The sequence below is a fragment of the Streptomyces sp. NPDC030296 genome, from assembly GCF_055572815.1.
Genome location: NZ_JBVICQ010000005.1, coordinates 579,754 through 603,481 on the forward strand (window position 1 = coordinate 579,754; position 23,728 = coordinate 603,481).

Below are 23,728 nucleotides of genomic sequence, written 5' to 3' on the forward strand. Positions count from 1 at the left end.
CTCGGCGGAAGCCTTCGGAAACACCCTCGGCGCCCGCCCGCGGACGGGGCCCGGCCGCCGGTCAGCCGACCCCGGCGTTGAGGAAGATGCCGCCGTCGACCACGAGCGTCTGGCCGGTGATCCAGTCGGACTGCTCGGAGGTGAGGAACGCGGCGGCGCCACCGATGTCCGAGGGCACGCCGAGCCGTGCGAGCGGATAGGCGGAGGCGGCCTCCGCCTCCCGGCCCTCGTACAGGGCCTGGGCGAACTTGGTCTTCACCACGGCGGGCGCGATCGCGTTGGCCCGTACCTTCGGCGAGAACTCGTGCGCCAGCTGGAGGGTGAGGTTGATCATGGCGGCCTTGCTGATGCCGTAGGCCCCGATGAACGGCGAGGCGGAGACACCGGCGACGGAGGCGATGTTGACGATCGCGCCGCCGTTGTCCTTCTGCCAGGCGTGCCAGGTCCGCTGGGCGAAGCCGAGCGCCGAGACGACATTGGTCTCGAACACCTTGCGCGCCACGTTCAGGTCGAGGTCGGCGATCGGCCCGAACACAGGGTTCGTACCGGCGTTGTTGACCAGGAAGTCGACGCGCCCGAACGCCTCCATCGTGCGCTCGACGGCCTGGGCCTGGTGGGCCTCGTCGTGGGCCTTGCCCGCGACGCCGATGACGCGGTCGGCGCCGAGCTGGTCGACGGCCTCCTTGAGGGCGTCCTCGTTGCGGCCCGTGATGCACACCCGGTCGCCGCGCGCGACGAGGGCCTCGGCGATGCCGTAGCCGATGCCGCGGCTGGCGCCGGTGATGAGGGCGACCTTGCCCGAAAGCTCGGGGAGTTCCACCGAAGTCATGTTCCCGGTCCTCTAGTTGAGCGGTCCGCCGGCTACGTACAGCACCTGGCCGGAGACGAATCCGGCGTCCTCGCCCGTGAAGTAGGCGATGGCGCCCGCGATGTCCTCGGGCCGGCCGACGCGCTGGACCGGGATCTGGGTGGCGGCCGCGGCCTGGAAGTCCTCGAAGCCCATGCCGACGCGGGCGGCGGTGGCGGCGGTCATGTCGGTGACGATGAACCCGGGCGCGACGGCGTTGGCGGTGACGCCGAACTTGCCGAGCTCGATGGCGAGGGTCTTGGTGAAGCCCTGGAGACCGGCCTTGGCGGCGGAGTAGTTGACCTGGCCGCGGTTGCCGAGCGCGGAGGACGAGGACAGGTTGACGATCCGTCCGAACTTCGCTTCGACCATGTACTTCTGGACGGCCTTCGCCATCAGGAAGGCGCCGCGCAGGTGCACGTTCATGACCGTGTCCCAGTCGGAGGCGCTCATCTTGAACAGCAGGTTGTCGCGGAGCACGCCCGCGTTGTTCACCAGGATCGTCGGGGCGCCCAGCTCCTCGGCGATGCGGGTGACGGCGGCCTCGACCTGGGCCTCGTCGGAGACGTCGCAGCCGACCGCGAGCGCCTTGCCGCCGGCGGCGGTGATCTTCTCGACGGTGTCCTTGCACGCGGCCTCGTCGAGGTCGATCACCGCGACGGCCCGCCCCTCGGCGGCCAGTCGTACGGCGGTCGCGGCGCCGATGCCGCGCGCGCCACCCGTGACCACGGCGACACGCTGCTCAGTGGTGGACATTGCTGGTTCTCCTCGCCCTTGGGATGCGGCTCCTGCGGCTCGCCCATCCGGTGAGCGACCGCTTAGTACCTTCGGCACACGTGACGCTAGAAGTCCTGGCACCCGGTGTCAACGCCCCACCAGGTGTGATCCCTTACGCCCGGCCGATCGGCGGCATGTCGCCGCCCGGCCACCGGGGTGTCGTCCGCCCCGGCCGCGAGGGTCTCACCTGACCAGCAGGTCGAGCAGTCGTGCGGCCTCGGCCACCGGGTCGGAGGTGAGCCCCGTGTGCACAGGTCCGGCCTGCACGACCGTGGAACGCGGCGCGACGAGCCACCGAAACCGCCGTCCCGCGTCGTCTGCGGCGGCCTGGCCCGCGGCCTCCCCGCCGGCGCAGACGCCCTCCACGGCCCGCAGAGCGGCCCGTACGCCCGCCACGTCCGCCTCGGGGTCCAGGGCGAGCAGCTTGGTCTCGTCGAGATGAGTGCGCGCGGCGACGACGGCCCGGGAGCGGCTGTAGACGAGGACACCGGCGTTGAAGCACTCGCCGCGCTCGATCCGCGGCACGACACGCAGCAGCGCGTACTCGTAGACGTCCTGCCCGGTCGCCCCGGTGGCGAGGAAGCGGTCGCTCACTTGATCCCCTCGATGCGTTCGTGGATGCCGGCGGCCCGGGCGAGGAGCGGTTCCGCGTAGGCCCGCCGCAGGGCGTCCGGGGTGTCGAAGCCGGGCTCGTCCGCCAGCCACACGTCCGGGATCTCCGCGGTCACCTCGGCGAGGAGTTCCTGGGTGATCAGGGGGGCGAGCGCGGCGGCGGCCGTCGCGACATCGGGGCCGAAGCGGGCGAGGGCGTGGTCGGAGGCGTCGTACGGCTTGGCGGCGGATGTGCGGGCGCCGGGCCAGTGATGGTGCCAGATCATGGTGGCGCCGTGGTCGATGAGCCACGGCTCCCCGTGCCACATCAGCAGGTTCGGGTTGCGCCAGGACCGGTCGACGTTGTTGATCAGCGCGTCGAACCAGACGATGCGTCCGGCTTCCTCGGGGCTCACCTCGAACGCGAGCGGGTCGAAGCCGATCGCCCGGGCCAGGAAGTCCATGCCGAGGTTGGTGCCGCCGCTGGACTTCAGCAGGTCCTGCACCTGCTCGTCCGGCTCGCCGAGCCCGAGGACGGGGTCGAGGTCGACGGTCACGAGGCCGGGGACGCGCAGGCCGAGCCGCCGGGCCAGTTCGCCGCAGACGACCTCCGCGACGAGGGTCTTGCGGCCCTGTCCGGCGCCGGTGAACTTCAGGACGTACGTACCGCGGTCGTCGGCCTCGACGAGTCCGGGCAGCGAGCCGCCCTCACGGAGGGGCGTGATGTAACGCGTCGCGACGACCTCTCTCAGCATGTCCTCAGGCCACCCACTTCGTCTTCCTCGCAACCCGCGGTCGACCTCGGGGTGTTCACCAGCGAGTCCGGCCTGCGGCATGAAGTGAGCATAGTAACCGAGGGTGATCACCGGGGCGGGGTGACAGGGCGTCACCGGGCACGGGCGGGAAGGCCCCGGCGCCGCTCAGCCGTGGCCGTCGATGCGCCGCAGGAAGGCGCGGGTGCGCTGGTGGTCGGGGTCCGTCATGAGCTTCCCGGGGGTGCCCTCCTCCAGGATCACCCCTTGGTCGAACATGACGAGCCTGTCCGCGGCCGACCGCGCGAAGCCCATCTCATGGGTGACGACGATCATGGTCAGGCCGTCCTCGACCAGTTCCTTCATCACGGCGACGACCTCGCCGACCATCTCCGGGTCGAGGGCGCTGGTGGGTTCGTCGAACAGCATCAGCTCCGGCTTCATGGCGAGGGCGCGCGCGATGGCGACGCGCTGCTGCTGGCCTCCGGAGAGCACGGACGGGCGCGAGGACGCCTTGTGCGCGAGGCCGACCCTGGCGAGCAGGGCGTGCGCCTGTTCCCTCGCCTCGGCCTTCGGCACGCCGAGGACCTTCATCGGGGCGACGGCCACGTTGTCCAGGGCGGAGAGGTGGGGGAAGAGGTTGAAGCGCTGGAAGACGAAGCCGATGTTGCGTCTGCGGGCGGCGATCGCCCTCGGCCGCTCCTCGACCAGCCGGTCAAGGCCGTCCTTGTAGCCGACCCGGCGGCCGTGGACGAGGATCTCCCCCTCGTCGATGTTCTCCAGGTGGTTGAGGCATCGCAGGAACGTCGTCTTGCCCGACCCGGACGGCCCGACGACGACCACCACCTCGCGGGCCCGGACGTCCATCGAGACACCGTTGAGCACACGTACACCGCCGAAGGCCTTGACCATCCCGCGTGCCGACAGCACCGCCGTCGGATCCGCGGGGCCGGTCGGGCCCGTGTGCCCGGGGGTGGGGTGGTCGTGCGGACCGTGCGGGTCGTTCACCGTCGTTGTCCTCCCGATCGGTTCCACGTCAGGACACCTCCCTGCCTGCGAGCGTGGGTTCCTTGCCGACGACCGCGGTACCGCGGGGCGCGGGACCGCCGCCCCTGCCGCCGACGAGCCGCTCCCTGAGGGAGGGGCCGGGCGGCGGCGTGGTCCCCGGGTCCGCCAGTTTGCGTTCGACGAACCGCTGGACGAACGACCACACCGTCGTCAGGGCGAGGTAGTAGCAGGCGGCGACGAGGAAGATCTCGAACGTCTTGAAGGTCGCCGAGTTGATCGACTGGGCCGTCAGGAACATCTCCTGGAGTCCGATGACCGACAGCAGCGACGTCGACTTCATCATCAGATTGAACTCGTTGCCCAGCGGCGGAACGATGATCCGCAGCGCCTGGGGCAGCAGCACCACGCGCATGGTCAGCGAGGGCGTCATGCCGAGCGCCTGCGCCGCCTCCGTCTGCCCTCGGTCGATGGCGTCGAGCGCGGCACGGATGATCTCGGCCATGTAGGCCGCCTCGTTCACGGCGAGGGTCAGGACGGCCGCCTGTACGACGCCCAGGAGGACGAGGCCCCCCACCTGGACGTCGGTGAAGCGGTAGACGCCCGCCGCCGCGAGGCCGTTGTAGACGAGGACCAGCTGGACGAGCAGGGGCGTGCCCCGGATGAGCCAGACATAGACGCCGCCGGCCCAGCGCAGTGCGGCGAAGCGGCTGCGCTGGGCCAGCGCGACGACGAGGCCGAGGAGCACGCCGAGCGCCTGGGCGACGACCGAGATGTACACGGTCCGCCACAGGCCCTCCAGGAAGGTGCCCGAAGGGGATATGAGGTAGTGCCAGAAGAACGACCAGTCGAAGCCGGCGACCTGCGCCGAGTCGGCGAGCAAGGACGTGTCAGCCACGTCATCCTCTCCCTGCGTATGTGCGGATGCGGACGGCCGGCCCCCTGGCGGCCCCGGTGGACGGCGGCCGGGCGGCCCCACCGGTCGAACGGGCCGGGCGCTATCCGGCGATGTCGTCGCCGGTCAGATTCCACTTCTTGAGGATGGCGGTGTACTCGCCGTTCTTCCGGATCTCCGCGAACGCCTTCGTCAGCGCGTCGTGCAGGGCGGTGTCGTCCTTTCGGGTCGCGGCGCCCACCTTGATGCGGTTGAAGGGCTTGCCGACGAGTCGGAAGGTGTCCGGCTGCTGCTTCATCACGTACGCGGCGGTCTCGAGGGTCGTCCCGTAGGAGTCGACCAGACCGAGGCGCAACTGCTGGAGAGCGTCGGTGTCCTTGTTGAACAGCCGGATGTCGACCTTCTTCTCGCCGTCCGCGACACACTTCTTCGACTGGGCGGAGAGGTAGTCGGCGACGGTCGTGCCGGTCTGTGCCGCGGCCTTCTTGCCGCACAGGTCGCCCGCGCTCTTGACGCCCTTGTCGTCCTTCGCGGACACGACGAACGTGTTCGAGGCGTACATGTACGGGACGAAGTTCACGACCTTCTCCCGCTCGGGCTTGATGTAGAGCTGGGTGATGATCGCGTCGCACTGCTTGGCCTGCAGCGCGGGGATGATGCCGTTGAAGGCGGTGTTGGCCCAGGTCGCCTTGACGCCGAGTCGCGCGGCGAGCGCGTCGCCGAGTTCGATCTCGGCGCCCACCGGCTTCTGCGCGGCGTCGTAGTACGTCAGGGGCGGTGCGCTGATGTCCGAGCAGTAGGTGATCTGTCCGTCCTTCACGAGCGTCCCGGCCGGCAGGTCGACCACGGGCGAGACCGCGGGCGAGGCCGCGTTCTCCGTGGAGCCACCGCATCCGGCGAGCACGGCCGCGGCCGCGAACGCGGCACAGGCGGCGGGGAGTGTCGTACGACAGGCACGACGCGATGATCTTGCCATTGCCGGCCCCCTTCAGGGAGTTTTCCGTGGTTGCCCCGACAGGTAGTCAGTGCCATAGTCGATGCCGTTGACTATGAGGGGAAGCTAGGGCGGGCGCTCCGAGGCTGTCAAGGAAACCCCCGTAACAGGGCGGTTAACGACGATCGCCCGAGGAGTGAGCCCAGCCGCCGCATCCGGGTTCACGGCTCTGCCGCACCGGCGGACGGGCGCACCTCAGCGGATCCGCACCGGTGTTGGGGAAGGGAACCATGTCCGAATTCACTGCTCGCCGACTCTCCGCCACGGGCGACGAGTGGGCCGTCGCGACACCGCACTCCGCGGCGAGCGGCGTCGCGGCCGACGTCCTGCGTGGCGGCGGCAACGCGGTGGACGCCGCTCTCGCGGCCGCCGCCGTGCTGACCGTCGTCTACCCCAACCAGTGCTCCGTCGGCGGCGATCTGCTCGCCCTGGTGGGCACCGCCGACGGCGAGGTTCGCTTCGTCAACGCCGCCGGCCGGGCACCGCGGGCCGTCGACGCCGGGGAGATCGCGGCACGGTACGAGAGCATGCCCGTCCTCGGCGCGCTCCCGGTGACGGTCCCCGGCGCGGTGGCCGGCTGGGCCGCGCTCGCCGACACCTGGGGAACCCGTCCGCTCTCGGCGGCCCTCGCGCCCGCCGAGACGGCCGCCCGCGAGGGAGTCCCCGTCGCCCCCGGACTCGCTCTGGACCTGCGCAGGGAGGAGCGGACCCTGGCCCGCGACCCCGGCATGCGCGGTGTGTTCTTCGCCGACGGCGACGTCCTCGCGGCCGGTGGGACCCTGCGGCAGCCGGCCCTCGCCCGGACGCTCGCGTCGATCGCCGCGCAGGGCCCGTCCGCGCTGTACGGCGGAGACGTGGGCCTGAGCCTGGTGAGACTGCTCGCCGAGCGGGGCTCGGCCATGACGGTCGAGGACCTCGCCGAGCACACGGTGCGGCTGTCGGGAACGCACAGCGCGGCGTACGACGGCGTCGACCATCTCTCCGGCGGCGACAACTCGCAGGGCCTGTACTTCCTCCAGGGCCTGCGCGCGCTCGACGTGGTCCGCTCGGTCCGGGGAACCCTCGATCCGCTGGGCCGCGACGCGGGCGTGGTGGCCTCCGTGCTCGCCCAGACCGCCGCAGACCGAGACCGCTTCTGCTGCGACCCGGAGTGGGGAGAGGCCGCCCCCGCCGAGGAGTTGCTGTCCGAGCCGTACGTGCGGCGCATCGCCGAGCGGGCGATGGCGGGCACCCCGGTCGAACTGCTCGGTCAGCGCAAGGCGTCCGGCGACACGGTCGCCGTCGTCGTGACGGACCGGGACGGTACCTGGGTGTCCCTGATCCAGAGCGTGTTCCACTGCTTCGGCTCCGGGGTGCTCGATCCCGGTACCGGTGTGGTCCTGCACAACCGGGGCGCGTCGTTCTCGCTCGACCCGGCGTCGCCGAACCGTCTCGCCGGCGGAAAGCGTCCCCTGCACACGCTGATGCCCGTCCTGGTCCGTGAGGGCGGTGCGCTGGTCGGAGCGCACGGGGTGATGGGAGGACGCGCGCAGCCGCAGGTGCACACCCATCTGGCCCTGCGCCTGGCCGCCGGCGCCTCGGCGGAGCGTGCCGTGTCGTCGCCGCGCTGGGTCCTCGGGGCCATGGAGGCCGGGGTGACGGAGGGCGCCGGTACCGTCAAGGCCGAGCGGGACGTGCCCACGGCGGGCGTCCGTGCGATCGAGGACGGGGGTTTCGACGTCGAGCTGATCGACGCGCACGACGACGGTGTGGGGCACGGCCAGTTGGTCCGCCGGGCGGGCGGCGCCGACGGTCCGCGCCTGGTCGCGGCCACCGATCCTCGTGCGGACGGGTCGGCCGTGGCGGGCTGAGCCCCGCCACCGGTGGACCACTATGGGAGACAGCCGAGATGAGGAAGGACATATGACCTCGAGTAACGCCGGCGGTACGGCCAAGGGCGCCCGCCGAAGCCGGTTGCCCCGCGGAACGCTGAGCCAGGAGATGATCGTCCGAGCCGCGTTCCGGGTCGCCGACTCGTCCGGAATGGACAAGCTGACGTTCTCGGCGCTCGGCCGCGAGCTGGCCGCTCATCCGACCGCGATCTACCGGCACTTCCGCAACAAGGACGAGCTGCTGCTCGCCCTCATCGACGCCCTGCACGAAGAGGCGCTGGCGCACACACCGCCGCCGACGGACGACTGGGCCCACGACCTGATGCAGATCGCGGTCCACACCCACCAGGCGTTCCTCCGGCACCCTCGGGTGGGTGCCCTCGCGGCGGCGCGGACCGCCCGCCGGGAGAACGAGTTCCGGACCGTGGAACGCAAACTGGACTGCATGCGCCGCGCCGGCCTCGACGACGACGACGCGGCCCGCTACTACCGGGTCTTCGCCGATCTGGTGCTGTCCTACAGCGCGATGGACGCGAGTCTCGCGTCGCTGTCCCCGGATCTCCGGGAGGCGGACCTCCGGGCGTGGAAGACGGACTATCTGACCCTGCCGCCCGAGAAGTTCCCCAACATCGCCCGGCTGGCCCCGCGGTTCAAGTCGCTGGACGACCCGCAGAACTTCGTCACCGCGGTCCGGGCGGTCATCGACACGATCCGGGCGAGGGCGAGGGCTCGGTCGTAGCCACAGCCGGAGTCGACCTCCGGATCGACAGGTTCGAGACAGCTTCACTTGACGCGATCGTGATGCCGGGCGGACCAAGATGTACCCCTGTCTGAACGTTCAACCGCGCCGTCGCCGTATCCATGGGCGAAAGTGCAAAGCGATCTCGGAGGGATTCGTCCGCATGAGCAGCGAAACGATCACACCCGCTTCTGAACCGGCCCGTCGCACGATGCTGGCGGCGGCCGGTGCGGCGGGACTCGCCGTCGCGCTGACCGCGTGCGGGTCCGGCGACGACTCGTCCGGCTCGTCGGGCACCGGCGGCGACGCGAGCGGTTCCGCGAGCGGCGGCAGCACGAGCGGCGGCGGCACGGGCGGCGGCGACGCGGGCTCGGGCGGCACCGAGCTGGCCAAGACCAGCGACATCCCGGAGGGCGGCGGCAAGATCTTCGAGGACAAGAACGTGGTGGTCACGCAGCCGAAGGCGGGCGAGTTCAAGGCGTTCTCCTCCACCTGCACCCACCGTGGCTGCGCCGTGAAGACGGTCGCCGACGGGGTGATCAACTGTCCTTGCCACCAGAGCAACTTCTCGATCACCGACGGCAGCGTGAAGAGCGGCCCCGCGACGGAGGCCCTGCCCGCCAAGGAGATCAAGGTGAGTGGGACGTCGATCACCCTGGCCTGACGTCCCTGGACGCTCAGGCCTGCCGCCCGGCCCGCTCGACACAGGCCAGGACCTCGGCCGTGGTCGCGACCGTGGCGACCAACGCGAGGGTGTGGCGGATCATCGCGGGGGTGTAGTCGGCGGGCACCCCCGCGATGGCGTCCCCGGGCACGACGACGCGGTAGCCGAGGTTCACCGCGTCGAAGACGGCGTTGGGGACGGCCACGTTGGCCGAGACGCCGGCGACGATCAGCGTGCGGCAGCCGAGGTTGCGCAGCAGCGCGTCGACGTCGGTGCCGGCCAGCGGGGACAGTCCGTGCAGCCGCCGGACGACCAGGTCCTCCCGGGCGACCTCGATGGGCGGTGCGACACGTACGGCCGCGGTCCCCGTCAGTTGCCGTACGGGAAGCCGCGCAGCGGCCCGGAAGAGACGGGCGTTGTCGTTGGCGCCCCGCCCGTCGGGCCGCCGCTCGGCGACCGCGTGCAGGACCTGGACCCCGCTCGCGTGGGCGGCGGCGACCAGCCGTGCCACGTTCGCGAGCGCCCCCGAGGAGCGGGCCGTCTCGGCGAGTTCGGGGAGGGCGCTGTCCGGCCCCACGACCCCCTGCTGGCACTCCACGGTGAGCAGCGCGGTGGTGGCGGGATCGAGGAGCTCGCCCAGCTCCCGCCGCCTCTTCGACTCGTGCGCGTACGACGGCATGGTGTCCCCCTGGGTTTCGAGCGAGGTCGAGAGCGGGGCATCGGCGACCGGCGGCAACGGGTGCCGGTGACCGGGGCGGGCGAGCGTAACGCCTCTTGCGCATGGACGGAAGACGACCCATGCTCATCTGACGCCACGTCAGAGAAGAGGAATCCATGGCCGCCACTCAGCGCCGGGGCCGGAAGATCATGATGGAGCCGGGCGAGCTGGACGCGTTCCTGGGCGCCCAGCGGACCTGCCGGGTCGCGACGGTCTCGGCCGAGGGCGCGCCGCACGTCAGCCCGCTCTGGTTCGTCTGGGACGGCACCTCGCTCTGGCTGTACTCGATCACCCGCAGCAAACGCTGGTCGGAGCTGCGCCGCGATCCGCGCGTCGCCGTCGTGGTCGACGCGGGCGAGGACTACGGCGAGCTGCGGGGTGTCGAGCTGTCCGGCACCGTCGAGGTGGTCGGCGAGGTTCCGCGGACGGGCGAGTCGCTCGCCGAACTGGTCGAGGCGGAGCGCCTGTTCGCCCGCAAGAACTTCGGCATCGACGAGATGCCGCACGACGGCAGACACGCCTGGCTGCGCCTGACCCCGGACGCGATCACGTCCTGGGACTTCCGCAAGCTCGGTTCACTGTGACCGGGGCGCACTCGACGAGACACCGGCCCCGGGGACGGCGACCGAGCGCGACTGGGCCGTAGCGCTCCACAGAGCCGCCGAGGCGGCCGACTCGGGCCGCCCGCCCCGCTCAGCCACGGGAACGCACCGCCTCGTCCCACGCGCCGGGGCTGCGGTGGTGGTTCCGGTGCCCCGCGGCGAGCACATGCCGCAGTTCCGCGAGGTGCTCGGTGTCGGCCGGGAGCTCCAGCCGGTCGAGGAGGGCCAGGGCGGCCGCCGGTTCGAGGTCGCCGTAGAGATCGTGGTAGCCGGCGCGGAGGCCAGCGAAGAGGGCCGCGTGCAGGACAGGTAGCCGTACCGCGGCACGGAACACCGCCTCCTTCCCCGGCCAGGGCACCGGGCCCGAGCAGTCGAGGACCCGACGGGCCCGGCGCAGCGGGCCTTCCGACGGCTCGGCGACCAGGCCTTCGATGTCGTCGCCGAGCACTCCGGCGAAGGCCGCCGCGGCCGTCCCCCGGTCCTCGAACCAGTCGACCCTAGTGCAGTCCCTTACGCCCCGCACGCCGCCCCGGCTGCCCGAGTGCAGCCCCCTACGCCCGGCTCGCCGCCCCGGCTGCCCTGAGTGCCTCGACGGCCGCCCTGATGGACGGTCTGCGGTCCGCGTCGGCGCGCCACACCGCGTAGACGGTGCGGTGGACCCGGTGCCGCACGGGTACGGTCCGTACCCCGGCCGGCATCGGGTCCCGTCCCAGCCGGGGCGCGATACACACCCCCAACCCGGCTTCCACGAGGGCGAGTTGGGTGTGGTGCTCGCCGGCCCGGTGGGCGATGTGGGGCTCGATGCCGTTCGCGCGCAGGGTGTAGAGCAGCCATTCGTGGCAGAACTCGCCCTCGGGCCACGCCACCCACGCCTCGTCCGCCAGTTCCTCCAGGTCGATCTCCCCCCGCCCGGCGAGCGGGTGGTCCTCGGGCAGGGCGACCTCCACGGGATCGTCGAGGATCGAGGCGCGGGCGAGCCCTTCGGGCACGGGCAGCGGCTTGTTGTACCAGTCGAGGACGACGGCCAGGTCGACGTCGCCCCGCACCACCGCGTTGATCGCGAGTTCCGGCTCCAGCTCCCGCGACCGCACCCGCAGCGCCGGATGGTCGGCCTTGAGCGTGCGGAAGACGGCGGGGAACAGTCCCCGCACGGCCGTCGGGAACGCGGCGAGCCGCAGCTCGCCGACGACCTGCCCCCGCTGGGCCTCCAGATCGGACTGGGCCAGCTCGACCTGGGAGAGGATCCGGGCGGCATGGTCGGCGAGGAGCCGTCCCGCGTCGGTGAGCCGCACTCCGCGTCCGTTCTTGGCGAGCAGTTGCTGCCCCACCTCCCGCTCCAGCTTCGCCATCTGCTGGGAGACGGCCGAGGTGGTCACGTGCAGGCCCTCCGCCGCGCCGCTGACCGAGCCGTGCCGGGCGAGGGCGTCGAGGGTGCGCAGGCGCTCCAGATTCAACATGTAAGCGATGCTACGAGAATCGGCTCACCAAATCTCGCTTGTGCTACGAGATCGTTGCGGAGCATCGTGTGGGGCATGACCACGGCGACGCCCTCCCGAGCCACCTCCCCTGCCTCCGCACAGCGCCGCGCCACCGTCGACTGGCGCCTGCGTTTCGGCTTTCTCTCCCTGATCTGGGGCTTCAGCTTCCTGCTGATCAAGGTGGGCACACAGGCCTACGCGCCGTTCCAGGTGACCTTCGGGCGGCTGGTCTTCGGCACGCTGGTCCTGGCGGCGGCGATGGCGGTGAAGCGTGAGCGGCTGCCGCGCGGCGCCCGGACATGGGGGCATCTGGCGGTGGCGGCTCTCCTCCTCAACGCCCTGCCGTTCTCGCTCTTCGCCTACGCCGAGCTGACGATCCCCTCCACACTCGCCGGCATCTGCAACGCGACCTCCCCCCTGTGGGGCATGGCCCTGTCCCTGGTGGCGCTCTCCGAGGACCGGCCGACGCGGGTGCGGGTCGCCGGTCTGGGCCTCGGCTTCCTCGGCGTGCTCACCGTCCTCGGCGCCTGGCAGGGCTTCGACGGCCTCGACCCGAGGGGCACCGCGATGGCTCTGCTGGCTTCCCTCAGCTACCCGATCGGCTGGATCTACGTTCGCCGCACCCTGGCCGGTACCGACCGCTCCCCGCTCTCCCTCACCGGCGCCCAGCTCCTCCTGGCCACCGCCCAACTCGCCGTGGTCACCCCGCTGTTCACCACCCTGCCGAGCCGCTTCCCGGTCCTGCCCCTGCTGGCCGTGATCGCCCTGGGCGCCCTCGGCACGGGAGTCGCCATGCTCGTCCAGTACGGCCTCGTCTCCGAGGTCGGCCCGACCACCGCCCAGATGGTCACCTACTTCATCCCGGTCATCGCCACGGCGGCGGGCGTGGCGCTCCTCGGCGAACCCCTGACCTGGTCGACCCCGGTGGGCGCGGCGATAGTCCTGGCGGGCGCGTCCCTGACCCAGGCAAGGCCACGCACCTGAGCCGGCCACGAGCCGACGGCACCCGGAGCCCCGCGGCCCGCGCACACCGCCCTTTCGAGCGGAGGCCGGCCCGGCCTCGGCTCAGCCGCGGTCGTCCGGGCCGGGCCGGATGCGGCTGACGCCGAGCCGGGTTCGGAGGCGGCCGGGCCGGAGCGGAGCGCCACGAGCCCCCGCCCGGCCCGCCCGGGTCAGCCGCCCAGCTCGGGGGCGTACGTGCCGAAGCTCCACACGTCGCCCTCGATGTCCCGGGCCGGGGTCTCATCCGCCAAGCGCCCCCTCCTCACACGTACCCGCCCGCCGCCCCCGGGCCGCCCACCGCGGACGCCACCGCGTCCGCCACCTCCTCGATCTCCTCCTCCGTGAGCGTGGAGACGGTGATCCTGATCCCTTGCGGGGCGCTCATCCGGAAGCGGGCGCCGGGGGCCACGGCCCAGCCGGCGTGCAGCAGGCGGGCGACCGCGCCGGTCTCGTCGGGGACGCGGATCCACACGTTCATCCCGCTGGCGCCGCGCGCCTGGACCCCGCGCCGGGCGAGCGCCTGGATCAGCGCGTCGCGGCGTCGCCCGTACGCCGTCGCCACGGCCGGCGCGTCCACCGCCCTGTCGGCCCACAGCCGCACGACGGCCCGCTGCACCAACCGGCTCACCCAGCCGGGCCCGAGCCGCTGCCGCCCTCGCACCCGGTCGAGGGTGGCGGCGTCCCCGGTGAGGACGGCGAGCCGCAGATCGGGGCCGTACGCCTTGGCGACCGACCGTACGAAGGCCCAGCTGCGCGTGACGCCGGCCAGCGGATGGAGGGGCTGGTCGACGATCCGGTAACCATGGTCGTCCTCGACGAGAACGGTCTCCGGGTACTCCCCCAGCACGGCGCGCAGAGCACGCGCGCGCTCGGCACCGACCACCGCTCCGGTCGGGTTCTGCGCCCGGTCGGTGACGATGAGGGCGCGCGCCCCGGCTTCCAGGGCCTGGCGTACGTCCTCGGGGAGCGGGCCCTCGTCGTCGACGCCGACCGGCACGGTCCGCAGGCCCAGTGCCGGGACGAGATCGAGGACGCTCCCCCACCCGGGGTCCTCGACGGCCACGGCGTCCCCGGGTTTGAGATGCACGGCGAGCACCCGCTCGATGGCGTCCAGGGAACCGAAGGTGACGGCGACGGGTCCGTCCGGGACCCCGTCGGCGTCCAGATCGGCCCGTGCGATCCGTGCCAGGTCGGGCTCGACGGGCCCCGCCCCGTACAGCACGGGCTCGCGGTCGCCCTGCTCCGCCGCCGCCGCGAACGCGGCCGCGAGAGGCGGCAGCAGTTCGGGGTCCGGATTGCCGTCGGCGAGGTCCCGCACCCCTTCCGGCACCTCGACCCGGATGTACTCGCGCCCGGTGGTGGCCGGCCTGGGCCGCACACGGCTCCCCCGCCGCCCGGCGGTCTCGATGACCCCACGCTCGCGCAGCGTGCGATAGGCGGCCGCGACCGTGTTCGGGTTCACCCCCAGTCGTGCCGCCAACTCCCGCATGGGAGGCAGTAGTTGACCCGGCTCCAACTCCCCGGCCCCCACCGCGCGCTCCACACTGGCCGCGATCTCGGCTGCACCCCGACCAGCGATTGTGTATTCTCCTAGCACAAAGCTGATTATGCACTAGTGCAATGGAGAGCGCAATGACGGGGACCCCGCAGTCGACGACGCCGACACCGGCCGCCTACGCCGCCACCGACCGCACGGTCCCCACCCGGGCCTCGGACCGGGCCTCGTACGACAAGGAGACGGTGCACGCGATACTCGACGAGGGGTACGTCTGCCACCTGGGCTTCGTCCGGGACGGCGCGCCGGTGGTGCTGCCCACGCTGTACGGCCGGGTCGGCGAGACGCTGTACGTGCACGGCTCGACCGGGTCGCGTCCACTGCGGATGACGGGCAAGGCCGACCCCGGCCTCCCGGTGTGCCTGACAGTCACCCACGTGGACGCCCTGGTCCTGGCCCGCTCCGGCTTCCACCACTCGATCAACTACCGCTCCGTGGTCGTGCACGGCCTCGCCCACCAGGTCACCGACCCGGAGGAGCGGCGGATCGCCCTGGACGCCCTCGTGGACCACGCCGTCCCCGGCCGCTCGCGGGACTCCCGGCCCGCCAACCCCAAGGAGTCCGCCGCGACCGCCGTGATCAAGCTCGACCTGAACGAGGTCTCCGCCAAGGCCCGCACCGGCGGCGTCCACGACGAACCCGAAGACCTCACGCTCCCCCACTGGGCCGGTGTCGTCCCCCTGCGGAAGGGCTACGAGGCCCCGATCCCGTCGCCCGACCTGGCGCCCGGCATCGAACTCCCCGAGTACCTCAAGAGCCTGTGATGCTGATCCACCCCTGGGACGCCCCACGCGACGACAGCGAATGGAGGCGCTGGCTCGCCGCCCACGACTTCGGCCAACTCGCCGTCAACGGCCTGCCCGGCGACCCGCCCCACGTCCAGCCGATGCACTTCTCCTACGACCCCGACGAGGGCGAACACGGTGTCGCCCTCGCCCATCTGGCCCGCCCGAACCCGCTGTGGCCGGCGCTGGAGGCCGCGCCCGACGTCCTGCTGAGCGTCGTGGACGACTACGTCTACATCCCCGGCCCCTGGCAGGCACCACCGGACGCCCCACCGGAACACGGCACTCCGACCAGCTTCTACGCGGCGGTCCAACTCCGCTGCACGGCCCACGTCATCGACGAGCCGGCGGAGAAGGCCGCTCTCCTCAACCGCCAACTGGTCCACTTCCAGCCGGAGGGAGGCTCCGCCACCGCGGCCGCCGAGGAGGCGCCCTACGGCCGCCTTCTCCCCGGCATCCGGGGCCTGCGTCTCGAAGTGACCTCCGTACGCGCCAAGTTCAAGTACGCCGCCCACCGCCCCGAGGAGGTCCAGGACCGTATCGTGGCCGGCCTCACGGCCCGAGGCGGCCCGGGCGACGCGGCAGCCCGCGACCACCAGCTGAACCGCAGGGGCATCTGGTCACCGGCGAGTTGACCGCGCCACCACCGCGATCGGCCGGCCCCCACGCGCCCACCGTCAGCGGCGTCCGGCGGCCACTTCGCCCCGCTCGGCGCCCTCCCCGCCGGACGCCACCACCTCAGCCGCTCCGGCCGCCCCCTTCCCCGGCACGGACCGCTGCGCCACGAACGCCCCCACCAGGACGACCGCCCCACCGATGACCTGCGGTGCCGACAGATGCTCGCCGAGCAGCACCCAGGCGAGCACGGTCGCGACGACCGCCTCCAGACACGCGACGACGCCCGCCACCTGCGGGGACAGGCGCCGTACGCTCACCACCCCGGTGACGTAGGCGAGAACCGTGGCGATCAGCACGACCCACCCGAGCAGCAGCCAGGCCGGCACCGGCCGGCCGTCCATGTGGGCGCTCCCCCCGAGCACCGCCCAGTCCATGCCCCAGGGCCGGGCCACCACGGTGAGCACGGCCGCGCCGACGAGCAGACCGTAGGCGATGACACCGAGGGGATCCGGGGCCTCGTCCCCCGCCTCGCTCCCCTGGTCGGAGAGGACGAAGTACCCGACCTGACAGCAGGCGGCGCCGAGCGCGAGCAGCAGGCCCAGCACGTCGAAGCTCAGCCCCGCCCACACCTCGACGACACAGGCGAGTCCCCCGACCGCGAGGACGACCCCCGCGGCGGCGGTCCGGGTCACCGGCCGCCGCTGCACGAACCGCACCCAGCCGAGCACCATCGCCGGAGCGAGGTACTCGACGAGGAGGGCGACCCCGACGGGGATCCGGGATATGGACGCGAAGTAGAAGGCCTGTACACCGGCCACGGCGAGCAGCCCGAACCCGGCGAGCAGCGCGGGCCGCCGCCGCACCAGATCCCGGTGCCGCACGGCCAGCGGCAGCATGACCAGCGCGGCGCCCGCGACCCGCAGCCACACCACGTGCAGCGGGTCGAGCCCCGCCTCTATGAGTGGTTTGGCAGCGGGGCCGGACCCGCCGAAGGCGAACGCCGACACGAGCGCGAGTCCCAGCCCGACGCGCCCGCCCTGCCCCTTGCTGCTCTGAGACGTATGCACCGGCACATCATGACAGGCGAGAACAGGAGCGTCACCCCACATTGCTCCTGTCTCACCGCTCGGACACCCGACGAACCCTCAGCCCTCGACTCCACCCCGGGGCCCCGCACCCCGCAGATCCGTGCCCCCGACATCGACACCGGCGTGCCCGAGTACCTCCACCGCCCGTGAGGCCGGCGCCGAGACGATCGCGGCGAGCAGATCGATCCCGTGGGCCCGGTCGGCACCGCGCCGCGCGGCCCGCTCGTACGCCTCCGCCATGGCCCGTGCCGCCACCGGTGACCAGCCCGGCACACCGGGCGCGACGGGGCCGGCCCCCGCGTCCTCGACGCCGATCTGCCACCGCAGCCCGTACCCGATGCTCCGCTGCACGAGATAGCCGAGCAGCCGGGCGATCTGCGGAGGGTCGAAGGCGGCTCGTACCTGCGGGTCGGACTCCAGGAGGGAGTGCAGCAGATGAGCCGTGTCGATCTGCCGGTCGCCGTCCCGCAGCGCCCGTCTGCGCGCGCCACCGACCACCGAGGCCAGCTCGTCCGTGAGCCTGCTCTCGAGCTCCGCGTGATTCGGACCGTCACCGACGGCCGCCTGCCGAGGAATACGGGATCGCACGCCTTCCACCCCATCAGCCACAGGGGCGGACGGCATCCACGAAACGAACCATCTTCGAGTCCCACACAGGTTGCGTGAGGACTGCTCCCGCCTCCTCCCTACGGATGAGACGCGACCCTGACCACGCAAGCTTTCTGACGGTTCATCAGTATTGAATGTTCCGGCCCTCGCGGCTACGTTCCGCGACACCACCGTCCGAGACGAAGGGGTTGTCACATGGCCGATGTCAGCGCGGAGGCACGCATCGGGGCACCGGCCGAGCAGGTCTGGGCCCGACTCGTGGACTGGCCCTCGCACGGCGAGTGGAACACGACCCACACCGGTTTCCCCAAGGGCGGCCCGCAGTCGCTCGCGGTGGGCGGCACCTTCCCGGAGAACCTGAAGCTCATGGGCTTCCCGGCGGAGGTCGTGTGGACCATCGCCGAGCTGGAGCCGGCCAGGGTGCTGGCCATCCGCGGCAGGGGCCCGATGGCCGTCGACCTGGCCACCCGCTACACCCTCACGCCCGACGGCGACACCACCACGGTCCGCATCGACGGGAGTTTCACCGGCGCGGCCGTCTCCCTCATGGCGGGCAAGCTCAAGGACTCCGCGACAGCCGCCCTCAGCGAGTCCCTGCGCAAGCTGGACGCCCTGGTGAAGTGAGATCACCCCCCGATTCCCTCCCCGCACCCGCCACGACCGGCGCACACGGAAAGCGCCCCGCGGAAACCACTCCGCGGGGCACTCCGAGCCGCACCGAGGTAGACCTTGGGCCCTTGCCTCAGTCCTCGTCGGCGAGGATCAGGTAAAGCTTCTTGCGGGCCTCGTTGATCACGGCCAGCGCCTTGTCGCGCTGGTCCTTGTCACCGGTCTTCCAGACCTGGCCGAACGCCTCCATCAGACCGAACCCGGCCTGCCGGATCTCGCTCAGCGCCTCCCAGTCGACCCCGCGCGAGGCCTCTTCCCAGGGGGCTTCGGGCCCGTCCTCGGCCGCCGTACGACCGGCCTCGGTCAGCGAGAACAGCTTCTTGCCGCCCTCGGTCGCACTGGCGATCAGCCCCTCGTCCTCCAGCAGCTGGAGGGTGGGGTACACCGAGCCGGGGCTGGGCTTCCACGCCCCGCCGCTGCGCTCGGCGATCTCCTGGATCATCTCGTAGCCGTGCATCGGCCGGTCCTTCAGGAGGGCCAGGATCGACGCGCGTACGTCTCCCCGCCGCGCCCTCCCCCGGGGGCCGCCCCGGCCTCGTCCACCCCAGGGTCCCGGACCGAATGGTCCGAAGGGGCCGGGGCCACCATGGCCCGGCCCGAAGGGCCCGAACGCGGCGCGCGGCGCCTCACCGTCACCCCGGCCGAACGGATGGCCGCCACCGGGGCGCCCATGCCCCCGCTCGAAACCGAAGCCCTGTCCGTAGTCCTGTCCACGGGAACGCATCACGATCACTCCATTCCATCGTTGATCTGTCGCGATGCTTCAACGATATATCGGAAGCTGTCATACGACAACCCCTTTGACCGGTGCGGACCCGTCCCCCACCTGTCGAGACAGCGCGGGCGGCCGAAAAAAGCTCGGCGATGCCGGCCCCGGCGCAGGAATACTGACCGCCCTCACCTCAGCCCCCGAGAGAGACGGCCGTGCACGACGACCAACTGGACGTGACCACCGACATCGTGGCGACCTTGATCCGAGATCAGTTCCCTCAGTGGAGCGACAAGGCGATCCACCCCGTGTCGTCGACCGGGACGGTCAACGCGATCTTCCGCATCGGGAACGACCTCTCCGCGCGCCTACCCCTGCGTCCGTCGGACGTGGCCGAGGCGTCGGCGATCCTGGAGCAGGAAGCCCGGGCGAGCGCGGAGCTGGCTCATGTGTCCCGGTTCCCCGCCCCGGAACCCGTCGCCCTGGGAAAGCCGGGAGCGGGTTACCCCATGCCGTGGTCGATCCAGACCTGGATACCGGGAACGGTCGCCTCCGACGCCGATCCGAGCGGGTCGGAAGCGTTCGCCGAGGACCTCGGGGCCTTCATCGCGACCCTCCGGAAGGCGGAGACGCGGGGGCGGCGCTTCAGCGGCGAGGGCCGTGGCGGTGTTCTCACCGACCACGACGACTGGATGGCGCAGTGCTTCGTGGAGAGCGAGGGGCTGCTCGACGTGGCCCCGCTGCGCCAGGCGTGGAGCCACTTCCGGGAGCTGCCCCGCACAGGTCCCGACGTGATGAGCCACGGCGACCTGATCCCCGGCAATGTCCTGGTCGCGGGAGACCGCCTCGCCGGCGTCCTCGACACGGGTGGCTTCGGCCCCGCCGACCCCGCACTCGATCTGGTGAGTGCCTGGCACCTGTTGCGGCCGGGCCCGCGGGACGTACTCCGGCGGACCCTGGGCTGCGACGATCTGGAGTGGGAGCGCGGCAAGGCGTGGGCGTTCCAACAGGCGATGGGCCTGGTCTGGTACTACGTCGAGAGCAACCCGGCGATGAGCGGACTGGGGCGCCGGACCCTGGACCGCATCGTCAAGCCGCTGGAGTGACCGCGGGGTCGCCGGAGTGAGGGCGCCCCGCTCGTCGGATCCAGTGATCGTCGGTCCAGTGCCCGTAAATTGGCCTTGGCCCGCGCCTCCTCCGGACCTCTAGCGTCGTCCCATGCGTATTCGTATCGTCGACGCCTTCACCGACCGCCCCTTCCACGGCAACCCGGCCGGTGTCCTCCTCCTCGACTCCTTCCCCGACGACGCCTGGCTCCAGAACGTGGCCCTGGAGGTCAACCACGCCGAGACCGCGTTCGCGCACCCGCTCACCGAGGGCGGCGAGGCGGACTGGGCGCTGCGCTGGTTCACACCCGTCGCGGAGGTGGACATGTGCGGCCACGCCACGCTGGCCACCGCGCACGTGCTGACCTCCACGGGCTCGCACGAGGGCCCGGTACGCTTCGCCACCCGCAGCGGCGTCCTCACCGCGACCCCCCGGTCGGACGGCTCCCTCACGCTCGACTTCCCGACCGCGCCCCTCACCCCGGTCACCGCCCCGGACGGCCTCGCCGAGGCGCTGGGCGCCGAACCGCTCACCGTGCTCGACACCGGCCCCCAGGTCGGAGACCTGCTGGTGGAGCTGGCCGACGAGAAGACGGTCCGCGGCCTCACCCCCGACCTCCGGGCCCTCGGCCGCCACTCCCGGCGCGGCGTCATCGCCACCGCCCGCGCCGAGGACCCCTCCGCCGGCCACGACTACGTCTCGCGCTGCTTCTTCCCCAACGTCGGCATCGACGAGGACCCGGTCACCGGCAGCGCCCACACCGCCCTCGCCCCGTTCTGGTCCGAGCGCCTCGGCAGCCCCGCCCTCACCGGCCTCCAGGCCTCCGCCCGCTCGGGCCACGTCCGCACGGAGCTCCGCGGCGACCGCACCCTCCTGAGCGGCCGGGCGATCACAGTGATCGACGGCGAACTGCTGGCCTGACGACACACCACGGGGCGCACCAACACCACAGGGGCGTACGCATTCCGCCGTACGCCCCTGCCCGCGCCCTGGTCGTGGCACCCTCACCCCGTCAAGGCGTCGGCAGCCACCCCACCTTGCCGGCGAGCAGCCCGTATCCGACGAACGCCCCGATGTCGAGCAGCGAGTGCGCCACGACCAGCGGGCCGACACGGCCCCACCGCCGGTACAGGTAGACGAACACCACGCCCATCACCATGTTGCCGACGAACCCGCCGATGCCCTGGTAGAGGTGGTACGAGCCGCGCAGCACCGAGCTGGCGGCCAGTGCGCCTGCCGGGGACCAGCCCAGTTGCTGGAGCCGGCGCAGCAGATACCCGACCACGATCACCTCTTCGAGGACCGCGTTCTGGATCGCGGAGAGGATCAGCACCGGGTACTTCCACCACACCTCGGGCAGCGCCTCCGGCACCACCGTGAGATTGAAGCCGAGCCCACGGGCCGCCAGATAGAAGGCGATGCCCGTGCTGCCGATCACGGCGGCGATCGCCGCACCCCGGGCGAGGTCGAACCACGGCTTCGTACGGTCGAACCCGAGCGTCCGCAGGCCCGCGCCTTCCCTCATCAGCAGGTGGGCGACCAACGCCACCGGAACCAGGGCGGTCGTGATCCCGAACAGCTGCCACGCGAGGTCGAGCCATGGGCGGCCGGGCGCCGCCGACGCGTTCATGGTGGCCGCCTGGTCCTTCAGCCCGCCCGGCTTGGTGACCGAACCGATGAAGCTGATCAGCGCGGACACGCCGCTCGCGCCGAGCGACAGGCCCAGCACGAGCAGGGTCTCGTCCCTGAGTATCCGCCGGGTCGGCCGCTCCCCCGGCAACGCACCGTCCACCGACTCCGCCTGCCCCTGCACCCACGCCTCCACTGGTCCGTTCCCACCGAAGGACCATCATCGCCTGCGGCGCCGCGGATCTTTCCAGGGGCGTACGTTCAGGGCTCGACCCACGGCGGAGCAGGTGGCGGGGCCCGGCTCCTCAGCCCATCGGCACCGGCTCCGGCAACCCCACCGGCCATGTGTGGACCGGCTCCCCGGCGTGCATCAGCTCGCAGTACCTCCGTGTGGTGGCGGCCAGCGCCGCGTCCCGTCCGAGGCCCTTCTCCAGCGCCTGATGGAACGTTTCGACCTGCCAGGACGCCCCGTTGACCCGCCGTCGGCAGCGCTCCTCGATCACCCCGAGGTAGAAGTCCCGGTCCACCGGCTCGACGCCCCACGCGTCCAGCCCCGCCTCGGCGAGCGGCAGCAGTTCCTCCCGTACGAGGTTGACGGCGTCCACCGGCCCCACCCCGCCGTACCGGCCCCGGCGCGGCCACTGCAACCGCGCGTCGATGCCGTGCCGGCACGCCTCGTCGAAGTTGGCGGCAGCGGTCTCGAACGGCATCCGCGTCCACACGGGCCGCGACTCCTCGGCGAGGGCGCGCACGACCCCGTAGTAGAACGCCGCGTTGGCGATCACGTCGGTGATGGTGGGGCCGGCGGGCAGCACCCGGTTCTCGACCCGCAGGTGCGGGACCCCGTCGGCGATGCCGTACACCGGCCGGTTCCAGCGGTAGACCGTGCCGTTGTGCAGGGTCAGCTCCGCGAGTTTCGGCACGCCGCCCGCGTCGAGGACGCCGAGCGGATCCTCGTCGTCGCAGATGGGCAGCAGCGCCGGGAAGAAGCGCAGGTTCTCCTCGAAGAGGTCGTACGCCGAGGAGATCCACCGCTCCCCGAACCAGGTGCGCGGCCGGACCCCCTGGGCCTGGAGCTCCGGCGGCCTGGTGTCCGTGGACTGCTGGAACAGCGGCGGCCGCGACTCACGCCACAGCTCGCGCCCGAACAGGAACGGCGCGTTGGCGCCGATGGCGACCTGCGCCGCCGTGACCGCCTGGGCCGCGTTCCACACGTCCGCGAAGCGCTCGGGGGTGACCTGGAGGTGCAACTGCACGGAGGTGCAGGCGGCCTCGGGCGCGATGGACTTCGACGTGCACACGAGCCGCTCCACACCATCGATGTCGAGCGTGAAGTCCTCGCCCCGCGCGGCGACGATCTGATCGTTGAGCAAGGTGTAGCGGTCGCCCGCGGAGAGATTGGACGAGACCAGATCGTCCCGGTCGAGTGTCGGCAGAATGCCGATCATCACGATGCCGGCATCCACCTCACCGGCCTTCCGGTCGGCGTACGCCAGGGACGTACGCAGCTCCTCGGAAAGCTGGTCGAATACCCTGCCGCCCAGGCGGTGTGGAGCGATGTTGACTTCCAGATTGAACATGGCGAGTTCTGTTTGGAAATCTCGGCTCGCAATCCGTTCGAGTACTTGCGCATTCATCATTCTCGGCAGACCGTCCGCCCCGACGAGGTTGAGCTCGATCTCCACACCCATCAGGTTCTTGGGGCGATCGAACCGCTTCTCCTCCAGCAGGCGCTCCAGTCCCGCCAGGCACTGCCGCAGTTTGTCACGGTAGAGCTGACGGTCGGACAGGCCGAACGACCCCGCCACGACCTTCTCCCCCATCGAAGTGTCCCTCCTCGGATGGGCAGGCCGATGAGCCGGCCACGACTGCGGTTCACGGATGATGATGCCCAGGCAGAGCCGCCGATAACGTCCCGCGGGAGACCTGCGCCCGCTAGGCTGAGCGCGTTCACCCTCCATGGAATGCACGCGGCGTGCTTCTGGCACATTCACGCGGCAAGAAAGAGCACGCGCTTTCCATGC

Annotated in this window: 26 protein-coding genes; 10 read left to right on the forward strand and 16 right to left on the reverse strand. The window is 71.8% G+C overall.

The genetic code is table 11. The features are described 5' to 3' along the window. Positions 1 to 61 precede the first annotated feature (61 nt). From ACZ4Z3_RS18055 to ACZ4Z3_RS18085, 7 genes are all read right to left on the reverse strand, one after another. Positions 62 to 829, reverse strand: a complete 768-nt coding sequence (locus ACZ4Z3_RS18055) for an SDR family oxidoreductase (RefSeq protein ID WP_468501893.1) — start codon at positions 827 to 829, stop codon at positions 62 to 64. A gap of 12 nt (positions 830 to 841) precedes the next feature. Further along, positions 842 to 1,603, reverse strand: coding sequence for a 3-oxoacyl-ACP reductase FabG (gene fabG / locus ACZ4Z3_RS18060; protein ID WP_159766128.1), 762 nt, complete (start codon positions 1,601 to 1,603; stop codon positions 842 to 844). 204 nt (positions 1,604 to 1,807) lie between these two features. Beyond that, complete coding sequence (locus tag ACZ4Z3_RS18065) at positions 1,808 to 2,218, reverse strand: DUF3037 domain-containing protein (RefSeq protein WP_468501894.1); 411 nt, start codon at positions 2,216 to 2,218, stop codon at positions 1,808 to 1,810. Continuing rightward, positions 2,215 to 2,970, reverse strand: a complete 756-nt coding sequence (locus ACZ4Z3_RS18070) for a HipA family kinase (RefSeq protein ID WP_468501895.1) — start codon at positions 2,968 to 2,970, stop codon at positions 2,215 to 2,217. Before ACZ4Z3_RS18070 ends, ACZ4Z3_RS18065 begins: the two co-directional genes overlap by 4 nt. A gap of 165 nt (positions 2,971 to 3,135) precedes the next feature. Then, positions 3,136 to 3,879, reverse strand: a complete 744-nt coding sequence (locus tag ACZ4Z3_RS18075) for an amino acid ABC transporter ATP-binding protein (RefSeq protein WP_468501944.1) — start codon at positions 3,877 to 3,879, stop codon at positions 3,136 to 3,138. Between the two features lie 124 nt (positions 3,880 to 4,003). Beyond that, positions 4,004 to 4,870 (reverse strand): amino acid ABC transporter permease, encoded by an 867-nt coding sequence (locus ACZ4Z3_RS18080; protein ID WP_468501896.1) that lies wholly within the window; start codon positions 4,868 to 4,870, stop codon positions 4,004 to 4,006. Between the two features lie 100 nt (positions 4,871 to 4,970). Beyond that, positions 4,971 to 5,843 carry an ABC transporter substrate-binding protein gene (locus tag ACZ4Z3_RS18085; protein ID WP_468501897.1) on the reverse strand — a complete coding sequence of 291 codons (873 nt, stop codon included), beginning with the start codon at positions 5,841 to 5,843 and terminating at the stop codon, positions 4,971 to 4,973. A gap of 248 nt (positions 5,844 to 6,091) precedes the next feature. Between ACZ4Z3_RS18085 and ACZ4Z3_RS18090 the strand changes: the two genes are divergently transcribed. From ACZ4Z3_RS18090 to ACZ4Z3_RS18100, 3 genes are all read left to right on the forward strand, one after another. Next, the gene (locus ACZ4Z3_RS18090) at positions 6,092 to 7,711 is read left to right on the forward strand and encodes a gamma-glutamyltransferase family protein (protein WP_468501898.1); all 1,620 of its coding nucleotides are present in this window, start codon (positions 6,092 to 6,094) and stop codon (positions 7,709 to 7,711) included. A gap of 52 nt (positions 7,712 to 7,763) precedes the next feature. After that, a complete protein-coding gene (locus ACZ4Z3_RS18095; protein ID WP_468501899.1) occupies positions 7,764 to 8,471 on the forward strand; it encodes a TetR/AcrR family transcriptional regulator C-terminal domain-containing protein in 708 nt (235 codons plus the stop codon). Positions 8,472 to 8,634: 163 nt separating this feature from the next. Beyond that, positions 8,635 to 9,135 (forward strand): Rieske (2Fe-2S) protein, encoded by a 501-nt coding sequence (locus ACZ4Z3_RS18100; protein WP_468501900.1) that lies wholly within the window; start codon positions 8,635 to 8,637, stop codon positions 9,133 to 9,135. A 13-nt stretch (positions 9,136 to 9,148) separates the two neighbouring features. On the opposite strand, the gene ACZ4Z3_RS18105 is transcribed toward ACZ4Z3_RS18100, so the two are convergent. Continuing rightward, positions 9,149 to 9,814, reverse strand: coding sequence for a cysteine hydrolase family protein (locus ACZ4Z3_RS18105; protein ID WP_468501901.1), 666 nt, complete (start codon positions 9,812 to 9,814; stop codon positions 9,149 to 9,151). Positions 9,815 to 9,969: 155 nt separating this feature from the next. Here ACZ4Z3_RS18105 and ACZ4Z3_RS18110 point away from each other — a divergent pair, with 155 nt between their 5' ends. Further along, positions 9,970 to 10,437 (forward strand): pyridoxamine 5'-phosphate oxidase family protein, encoded by a 468-nt coding sequence (locus ACZ4Z3_RS18110; protein ID WP_468501902.1) that lies wholly within the window; start codon positions 9,970 to 9,972, stop codon positions 10,435 to 10,437. Positions 10,438 to 10,546: 109 nt separating this feature from the next. Here the strand turns inward: ACZ4Z3_RS18110 and ACZ4Z3_RS18115 are convergent, their stop codons facing one another. Then, positions 10,547 to 10,978, reverse strand: a complete 432-nt coding sequence (locus ACZ4Z3_RS18115) for a hypothetical protein (protein ID WP_468501903.1) — start codon at positions 10,976 to 10,978, stop codon at positions 10,547 to 10,549. Positions 10,979 to 11,006: 28 nt separating this feature from the next. After that, on the reverse strand, positions 11,007 to 11,912 hold the full coding sequence (locus tag ACZ4Z3_RS18120; protein ID WP_468501904.1) for a LysR family transcriptional regulator: 906 nt from the start codon (positions 11,910 to 11,912) through the stop codon (positions 11,007 to 11,009). A 75-nt stretch (positions 11,913 to 11,987) separates the two neighbouring features. On the opposite strand from ACZ4Z3_RS18120, the gene ACZ4Z3_RS18125 reads away from it, so the two are divergent. Then, positions 11,988 to 12,917 (forward strand): DMT family transporter, encoded by a 930-nt coding sequence (locus ACZ4Z3_RS18125; RefSeq protein ID WP_468501905.1) that lies wholly within the window; start codon positions 11,988 to 11,990, stop codon positions 12,915 to 12,917. A 280-nt stretch (positions 12,918 to 13,197) separates the two neighbouring features. Here the strand turns inward: ACZ4Z3_RS18125 and ACZ4Z3_RS18130 are convergent, their stop codons facing one another. Beyond that, complete coding sequence (locus tag ACZ4Z3_RS18130; RefSeq protein ID WP_468501906.1) at positions 13,198 to 14,532, reverse strand: aminotransferase class I/II-fold pyridoxal phosphate-dependent enzyme; 1,335 nt, start codon at positions 14,530 to 14,532, stop codon at positions 13,198 to 13,200. 35 nt (positions 14,533 to 14,567) lie between these two features. Between ACZ4Z3_RS18130 and ACZ4Z3_RS18135 the strand changes: the two genes are divergently transcribed. Both ACZ4Z3_RS18135 and ACZ4Z3_RS18140 read left to right on the forward strand, forming a co-directional pair. Next, positions 14,568 to 15,254, forward strand: a complete 687-nt coding sequence (locus tag ACZ4Z3_RS18135) for a pyridoxamine 5'-phosphate oxidase family protein (protein ID WP_468501907.1) — start codon at positions 14,568 to 14,570, stop codon at positions 15,252 to 15,254. Further along, positions 15,254 to 15,910, forward strand: a complete 657-nt coding sequence (locus ACZ4Z3_RS18140) for an FMN-binding negative transcriptional regulator (protein WP_468501908.1) — start codon at positions 15,254 to 15,256, stop codon at positions 15,908 to 15,910. The genes ACZ4Z3_RS18135 and ACZ4Z3_RS18140 overlap by 1 nt, the downstream gene beginning before the upstream one ends. A 42-nt stretch (positions 15,911 to 15,952) precedes the next feature. Here the strand turns inward: ACZ4Z3_RS18140 and ACZ4Z3_RS18145 are convergent, their stop codons facing one another. Together ACZ4Z3_RS18145 and ACZ4Z3_RS18150 are read right to left on the reverse strand one after the other, a co-directional pair. Next, a complete protein-coding gene (locus ACZ4Z3_RS18145; protein ID WP_468501909.1) occupies positions 15,953 to 16,966 on the reverse strand; it encodes an EamA family transporter in 1,014 nt (337 codons plus the stop codon). 72 nt (positions 16,967 to 17,038) lie between these two features. Further along, a complete protein-coding gene (locus ACZ4Z3_RS18150) occupies positions 17,039 to 17,569 on the reverse strand; it encodes a peptidase (RefSeq protein ID WP_468501910.1) in 531 nt (176 codons plus the stop codon). A 216-nt stretch (positions 17,570 to 17,785) separates the two neighbouring features. On the opposite strand from ACZ4Z3_RS18150, the gene ACZ4Z3_RS18155 reads away from it, so the two are divergent. Beyond that, on the forward strand, positions 17,786 to 18,214 hold the full coding sequence (locus ACZ4Z3_RS18155; RefSeq protein WP_468501911.1) for a type II toxin-antitoxin system Rv0910 family toxin: 429 nt from the start codon (positions 17,786 to 17,788) through the stop codon (positions 18,212 to 18,214). 118 nt (positions 18,215 to 18,332) lie between these two features. Here the strand turns inward: ACZ4Z3_RS18155 and ACZ4Z3_RS18160 are convergent, their stop codons facing one another. After that, positions 18,333 to 18,983: a PadR family transcriptional regulator gene (locus tag ACZ4Z3_RS18160; RefSeq protein WP_468501912.1), complete on the reverse strand. Its 651-nt coding sequence runs from the start codon at positions 18,981 to 18,983 to the stop codon at positions 18,333 to 18,335. 200 nt (positions 18,984 to 19,183) lie between these two features. Here ACZ4Z3_RS18160 and ACZ4Z3_RS18165 point away from each other — a divergent pair, with 200 nt between their 5' ends. Next, positions 19,184 to 20,074, forward strand: coding sequence for an aminoglycoside phosphotransferase family protein (locus ACZ4Z3_RS18165; RefSeq protein ID WP_468501913.1), 891 nt, complete (start codon positions 19,184 to 19,186; stop codon positions 20,072 to 20,074). 112 nt (positions 20,075 to 20,186) lie between these two features. Then, positions 20,187 to 20,996, forward strand: a complete 810-nt coding sequence (locus ACZ4Z3_RS18170) for a PhzF family phenazine biosynthesis protein (RefSeq protein WP_468501914.1) — start codon at positions 20,187 to 20,189, stop codon at positions 20,994 to 20,996. 91 nt (positions 20,997 to 21,087) lie between these two features. Here ACZ4Z3_RS18170 and ACZ4Z3_RS18175 read toward each other — a convergent pair whose 3' ends face one another. Further along, complete coding sequence (locus tag ACZ4Z3_RS18175; RefSeq protein WP_468501915.1) at positions 21,088 to 21,888, reverse strand: CPBP family intramembrane glutamic endopeptidase; 801 nt, start codon at positions 21,886 to 21,888, stop codon at positions 21,088 to 21,090. A gap of 121 nt (positions 21,889 to 22,009) precedes the next feature. Next, positions 22,010 to 23,527 carry a glutamate-cysteine ligase family protein gene (locus tag ACZ4Z3_RS18180; RefSeq protein WP_468501916.1) on the reverse strand — a complete coding sequence of 506 codons (1,518 nt, stop codon included), beginning with the start codon at positions 23,525 to 23,527 and terminating at the stop codon, positions 22,010 to 22,012. Between the last annotated feature and the right edge of the window lie 201 nt (positions 23,528 to 23,728).